The 5,345-nt window shown below is 67.4% G+C and carries 7 protein-coding genes; 5 read left to right on the top strand and 2 right to left on the bottom strand.

Going from position 1 to position 5,345, the window contains the following annotated elements:
- Positions 1-61 precede the first annotated feature (61 nt).
- Positions 62-1,096, bottom strand: a complete 1,035-nt coding sequence (gene pyrC, locus V7Q81_RS14360; protein ID WP_333844614.1) for a dihydroorotase — start codon at positions 1,094-1,096, stop codon at positions 62-64.
- Positions 1,097-1,170: 74 nt separating this feature from the next.
- Positions 1,171-2,046, bottom strand: coding sequence for a 16S rRNA (cytidine(1402)-2'-O)-methyltransferase (gene rsmI / locus V7Q81_RS14355; RefSeq protein WP_333844612.1), 876 nt, complete (start codon positions 2,044-2,046; stop codon positions 1,171-1,173).
- Here rsmI and V7Q81_RS14350 point away from each other — a divergent pair.
- From V7Q81_RS14350 to rfaE2, 5 genes are all read left to right on the top strand, one after another.
- On the top strand, positions 2,041-3,192 hold the full coding sequence (locus V7Q81_RS14350) for a penicillin-binding protein activator (RefSeq protein WP_333844610.1): 1,152 nt from the start codon (positions 2,041-2,043) through the stop codon (positions 3,190-3,192). The genes rsmI and V7Q81_RS14350 overlap by 6 nt on opposite strands.
- The gene (locus tag V7Q81_RS14345; RefSeq protein ID WP_333844607.1) at positions 3,189-3,533 is read left to right on the top strand and encodes a YraN family protein; all 345 of its coding nucleotides are present in this window, start codon (positions 3,189-3,191) and stop codon (positions 3,531-3,533) included. The genes V7Q81_RS14350 and V7Q81_RS14345 overlap by 4 nt, the downstream gene beginning before the upstream one ends.
- Positions 3,534-3,602: 69 nt before the next feature.
- Complete coding sequence (locus V7Q81_RS14340) at positions 3,603-4,193, top strand: phosphoheptose isomerase (RefSeq protein WP_333844604.1); 591 nt, start codon at positions 3,603-3,605, stop codon at positions 4,191-4,193.
- A gap of 3 nt (positions 4,194-4,196) precedes the next feature.
- On the top strand, positions 4,197-4,763 hold the full coding sequence (locus tag V7Q81_RS14335; RefSeq protein WP_333844602.1) for a BON domain-containing protein: 567 nt from the start codon (positions 4,197-4,199) through the stop codon (positions 4,761-4,763).
- Between the two features lie 26 nt (positions 4,764-4,789).
- Positions 4,790-5,287, top strand: coding sequence for a D-glycero-beta-D-manno-heptose 1-phosphate adenylyltransferase (rfaE2, locus tag V7Q81_RS14330; protein ID WP_333844600.1), 498 nt, complete (start codon positions 4,790-4,792; stop codon positions 5,285-5,287).
- Positions 5,288-5,345 lie beyond the last annotated feature (58 nt).

Below are 5,345 nucleotides of genomic sequence, written 5' to 3'. Positions count from 1 at the left end.
TTCCCTGCCTTCCCATAATTCGGGTACGTCGGGTCCGCCGAACGGCGGGCCCGACGCCGGCTCAATCGGCGATACGCCAGCCGATCCGCTCGCCGGCCCGCAAGGGGATGAGGACGTCGTCATCCAAGGGGTAAGCTTCGGGCACCGTCCAGGGCTCCCGGCGCAAAGTGAGGGTGCCGCGGTTTCTGGCCAGCCCGTAGAAGGCGCTGCCGTGGAAACTGGCGAAGGCCTCCAGCTTCTCCAGCGCCCCTGCTGCCTCGAACACTTCCGCGTAAAGCTCCAGGGCGGCGTGGGCCGTGTAGATCCCAGCGCAGCCGCAGGCGGCTTCCTTGGCTCGGCGGGAATGGGGAGCGCTGTCGGTGCCGAGAAAGAACTTGGGCTCCCCGCTCGTGGCGGCGGCGATGAGCGCCTGCCGGTGACGTTCTCGCTTCAACACTGGCAAGCAATAGTGGTGGGGCCTCAGGCCCCCTTCGAACAGCCGGTTGCGATTCAAGAGTAAGTGGTGGGCCGTGATGGTGGCGGCCACCCGGGGAGGGGCCTCGCGCACGAAGCGCACCGCCTCCTCCGTGGTGATGTGCTCCAACACCACCTTAAGCCGGGGATGGCGTTCCACCAGGGGCGCGAGTACCCGATCGATAAAAACCGCTTCCCGGTCAAACACGTCCACCGCCGGATCTGTGACTTCCCCGTGCACCAGCAACGGCATGCCCAGGCGAGCCATTTCCTCCAGGGCCTCCTCGCAGCGGCGCACGTCCCTCACCCCCGCTTCCGAGTGGGTGGTGGCGCCGGCGGGATAGAGCTTCACCGCGTAGACCACGCCGCTTTCCCGGGCCTCCCGGATGTCCGAGGCGCGAGTGGCCTCAGTGAGGTAGAGGGTCATGAGGGGGGTGAAATCGACCCCCGGGGGGCAGGCCGCTAGGATCCGCGCCCGATAGGCAATCGCTTGGGCCGCCGTGGTGACCGGGGGCTGCAGGTTGGGCATCACGATGGCGCGGGCGAAGCGGCGCACGGTGTGGGGTAGCACCGCCACGAGCACCGGCCCATCGCGCAAATGCAAGTGCCAGTCGTCGGGGCGGGTGAGGGTCAGGCGATCCACGGGCCGCTCGAAGGGCAGGACGCCGTCATTATACTACGGCGTGGGATCGAGGGCCGGCCACCAGCCGCTTGCCACTACCCTTCTTCCCCCCGCCGCTTCATGGCTCTTGCCTGGGCGTACAGGCTCTGCCGGTCGCCCCCTGTCAATTTGGCCACCACTGCGGCCGCCCGGCTCAAAGGCAGCTCCTCCACGAGCGCCGCCAGGAGGCGCGCAGCATCCAGGGGGATAGAGGGCTGCGCTTGGGGTGGGCGCCCGTGGACGATGAGGACGAACTCCCCCCGCAAGCGGGAGGAATCGGCCTCAAGCCACGCCGCAAGCTCTTCTGCGCTGCCTTCGCAAAACGTTTCATGGACTTTGGTGAGCTCCTTGGCCAACGTGATGGGGCGCGCCTGGCCCAGGACCTCCCCGATCGCCCGTAGGCTCGCCACGATGCGGTGGGGCGCCTCGTAAAACACGATGGCAAAAGGAAGCGCCGCCAGGGCGGCGAGGGCTTCGTAGCGCGCCTTGGGCCGAGCGGGAAGAAATCCGTACAAGAGGAAGGGCCCATCGGGGAGGCCGGCGGCGGAAAGGGCGCATAGGGCGGCGTTCGCGCCCGGCACGGGAACCACCGGATAACCCCTGCGGCGCGCTTGCGCCACCAGGTGTGCGCCCGGATCGCTCACGGCGGGCGTTCCCGCGTCGCTCACCAGGGCCACCGACTGGCCGGCCTCGAGTAGGCGCAAGACCGTGTGCGTGACCCGCCGCTCGTTGTGCTCGTGAAGCGGGAGCAGGTGCTTCGACAGGCCGTAATGGGCGAGCAGCCGAGCGGTCACCCGCGTGTCTTCGGCGGCCACCTTCTCCACCGCGGTCAACACGTCGAGCGCCCGAAAGCTCAGGTCGCGGAGATTTCCCACGGGGGTGGCCACCACATATAATGTGCCTTTCGCGGGCCCGGCGTCCTTCGAATGCAACGTCTGTTCCTGCTCCTTGCTGCGCTCGTCCTCGGACTATACGGCAACCCCGCGGCCCCCGCCAACGAACAGCACCCCTTTGGGGACACGTCGTCCCGGAACACCCCCCTCCTACAGGCCGAGGCGGGCACCGACGGCAGCGGTCAAGCAGGCGTTTGGGGCACGGCCGCCCATGTGGCACTGCTGCTGCCCCTCAAGTCCGCCGACTTCGCCCCGGCAGCGGAAATGGTGCGTCTGGGTTTCCTGGTGGCGGCGGAAAGCGACAAGAAGGCGGCCTTTCCCGTGCGCGTGTACCCTACCCAGGCGGACAGCGGCAGCATCCTCACCGCCTACGAGGACGCGGTGCGCAACGGCGCAGCAACGGTGGTGGGTCCCCTCACCCGGGACGGGGTCGGAACGCTCGCGGCCAGCGGCCTGGTGAGCGTGCCCACGCTGGCGCTCAACACCATCGATGCGCCCGGCGTTCCTCTGCCCCGGGAGCTTTATTTCTTCGGGCTCAATGTGGAGAGCGAGGCCCGGCAAGTGGTCCAGCTCGCCTTTACGCCGGAGCGCTCCAGGGCCTTCGTGATCGGCGGCGACACGGGACTGGCCCGCCGCGTACACGAGGCCTTTGTGCGGGCCTGGCTCGCCGCGGGCGGCTCAGTAGCGGGCGAGTTCTTCCCGCTGTCCGGCGGCCCCGAAGCCTGGGCCGCGCTGCGCCGCCACGCCGCCTCTCCCGATGGCATCGTCTTTCTTGCCCTGGAGCACGACAAAGCCCGCCTGATCCGCCCTTATCTGGACCCGGCCATGCCGGTGTTTGCCACCTCCCTGGTCTACGCCCGCCCCCACGATCCGGTAGGCAACTTCGACTTGAACGGCGTGCGATTCGTGGACATGCCCTGGCTGCTCACGCCCGAGGATCCCCGAATCATGGCCTATCCCCGTCCCCATCCCCCGGTCAGCGTGGATCTGGAGCGGCTCTACGCCTTGGGAATCGACGCCTATCGGCTGTCGCTGGAAATCGCCCGCCTTCCCCCACCGGGGAGCTTGAGCCTTCCCGGGATGTGCGGCGAGTTGCGGCTCAACGAGGAACGTCAGTTCGAGCGCCTGCTACTACCCGCCCAGTTCGTTGGCGGCCAGGTACGGGTACTGCGGAGGCTGCCGTGAGTCCCCACCGTGGTCGGGAGGCCGAGCGCCGCGCCGCCCATTGGCTCGAGGGCCAGGGGCTCACCCTAGTGGAGTGCAATTACCGCTGCCGCTTCGGCGAGATCGATCTCGTCATGCGCGAGGGTACTCAGCTCGTCTTCGTGGAAGTGCGCATGCGCGCCCGGCCGGGCTACGGCGGGGCGGCAGCCAGCATCGACCGGCGCAAGCGCGGAAAGCTCGTGCGAGCGGCGCGCCATTACTTGACGCGCTTCCCGCAAGCGCCCGCCTGCCGCTTCGACGCGGTGCTGATGGACGGCCAAGGAGAGCCCCAATGGATACGAGCAGCCTTCGACGGCGAGTGACGGAGCGCCTCCCAGGCCACCGTCTCGCCTGCAGTCGACATTACCTTTGTTTTCGGTGAGCTAGCCCCCATGGACCTGATCGAACGCATCCACCGCCACTTCACCGAGAGCGCCCGGCTCAAGCTGGAAGCCGTGCAGGCGCTGGCGACCCCCCTCGCCACCGCCGCCGAGCGCATGGCCCAGTGCCTGACCCGGGACGGCAAAATCCTCGCCTGCGGCAATGGCGGTTCGGCGGCCGACGCCCAGCACTTCTCCGCGGAGCTGATCAACCGCTTCGAACGGGAGCGACCGGCGCTCGCTGCAGTGGCCCTCACCACCGATTCTTCCACCCTCACCTCGATCGCCAACGATTACGCCTTCGTCGAGGTGTTCTCGAAGCAGGTGCGCGCCCTTGGGCGGGCGGGTGACATCCTGCTCGCCATCTCCACCAGCGGCAATTCGCCCAACGTGATCGAGGCGGTCAAAGCCGCCCACGAGCGGAACATGGACGTGGTGGCCCTCACCGGCCGCGCCGGAGGCAAGATGGCGGAACTTCTGCGCCCTTCCGACATCCACCTTTGCGTTCCGAGCCAGAGCACCGCCCGTATCCAGGAAGTTCACATCCTGGTGCTGCATTGCCTGTGCGATGCCATCGATTGTCTTTTACTGGGAGTGGAGTGACCAATGCACAAAAATCTCATCCTCGTCGCCCTTGTCCTGCCCCTGGTTTCGGCTTGCGCGCCGGCAGTGATCGCCACCGGCGCAGGTGTCGCCGCCTATTCGGCCGTGGACCGGCGCACGACCGGCGTGCAGGTCGAAGACCAGGCCATCGAACTCAAGGCCGCCAACCGCATCAGCCAGAAGTTCGGCAACCGAGTGCACGTCAGCGTGACTAGCTTCAACCGCCACGTCCTGCTCACGGGGGAAGCGCCGACGGAGGAGCTGCGCCAGGAAATCGAGAACCTCGTGCGCGGGGTGGAAAACGTGCGTGCGATCACTAACGAAATTGCCATCGCCAACCCGAGCTCCTTCGCCTCCCGCTCGAACGATGCCTACATTACCTCCAAGGTCAAGGCCCGCTTCGTGGACAACGGAGTGTTCAATCCCCTGCACGTGAACGTCACCACCGAAAACGGGGTGGTCTATCTCATGGGCCTGGTCACCCGGAAAGAGGCGGAAAAGGCGGTGGAGATCGCCCGTACGACCGGAGGCGTGCGGAAGGTGGTCAAGGTATTCGAGTACCTGGACTGATTCCGCGCACGCGCGCTGCGGCCCCCATGTCCGCCGCCCCTTCTTCCCCTAGCTTCGAAGCCAAGATCTGCCGACCGGAGGAGCTTTCTTCCCGGCTTGCCACGATCCCCCGCCCGCTGGTGTTCACCAACGGGTGCTTCGACTTGCTGCATCGGGGCCATGTCACCTACCTGGCCGAAGCCAAGTCCTTGGGCGCAAGCCTCCTCGTCGCCTTGAACACGGACGCATCGGTGCGGCGCCTGGGCAAGGGGGACGATCGTCCCATCAACCCGCTGGAAGACCGCATGGCGGTAATCGCCGCCCTGGGTTGCGTGGACTTGGTCACCTGGTTCGACGAGGATACGCCCCTTGGCCTGATCCTGCGACTGCGGCCTGAGGTGCTGGTGAAGGGGGGCGACTGGCCGGTGGAGGGCATCGTCGGGGCCCGGGAAGTGCTGGGCTGGGGCGGGCAAGTGGTCTCCCTCCCATTTCGCTTCCAGCGCTCCACCACCGCCCTCATCGACCGCATCCGCCGCCGGCGCTGACGTGCCGCGGGGCGAGCCGCGCTCTCCTGCGTACCGGCGTCTTTTGTCACGAGTCGCA

The sequence above is a fragment of the Pelomicrobium sp. genome, assembly GCF_036803785.1.
In the GTDB taxonomy this organism is placed as follows: domain Bacteria; phylum Pseudomonadota; class Gammaproteobacteria; order Burkholderiales; family UBA6910; genus Pelomicrobium.
The sequence above is the reverse complement of the archived record's forward strand: the minus strand, read 5'-3'. Positions and strand labels throughout refer to the sequence as shown.

Bases quoted from the DNA above. Each gene is read 5' to 3' on its own strand.
- V7Q81_RS14335 (WP_333844602.1), top strand. From the start codon at position 4,197: ATGCACAAAAATCTCATCCTCGTCGCCCTTGTCCTGCCCCTGGTTTCG.
- rfaE2 (WP_333844600.1), top strand. From the start codon at position 4,790: ATGTCCGCCGCCCCTTCTTCCCCTAGCTTCGAAGCCAAGATCTGCCGA.
- V7Q81_RS14340 (WP_333844604.1), top strand. From the start codon at position 3,603: ATGGACCTGATCGAACGCATCCACCGCCACTTCACCGAGAGCGCCCGG.
- V7Q81_RS14350 (WP_333844610.1), top strand. From the start codon at position 2,041: ATGCAACGTCTGTTCCTGCTCCTTGCTGCGCTCGTCCTCGGACTATAC.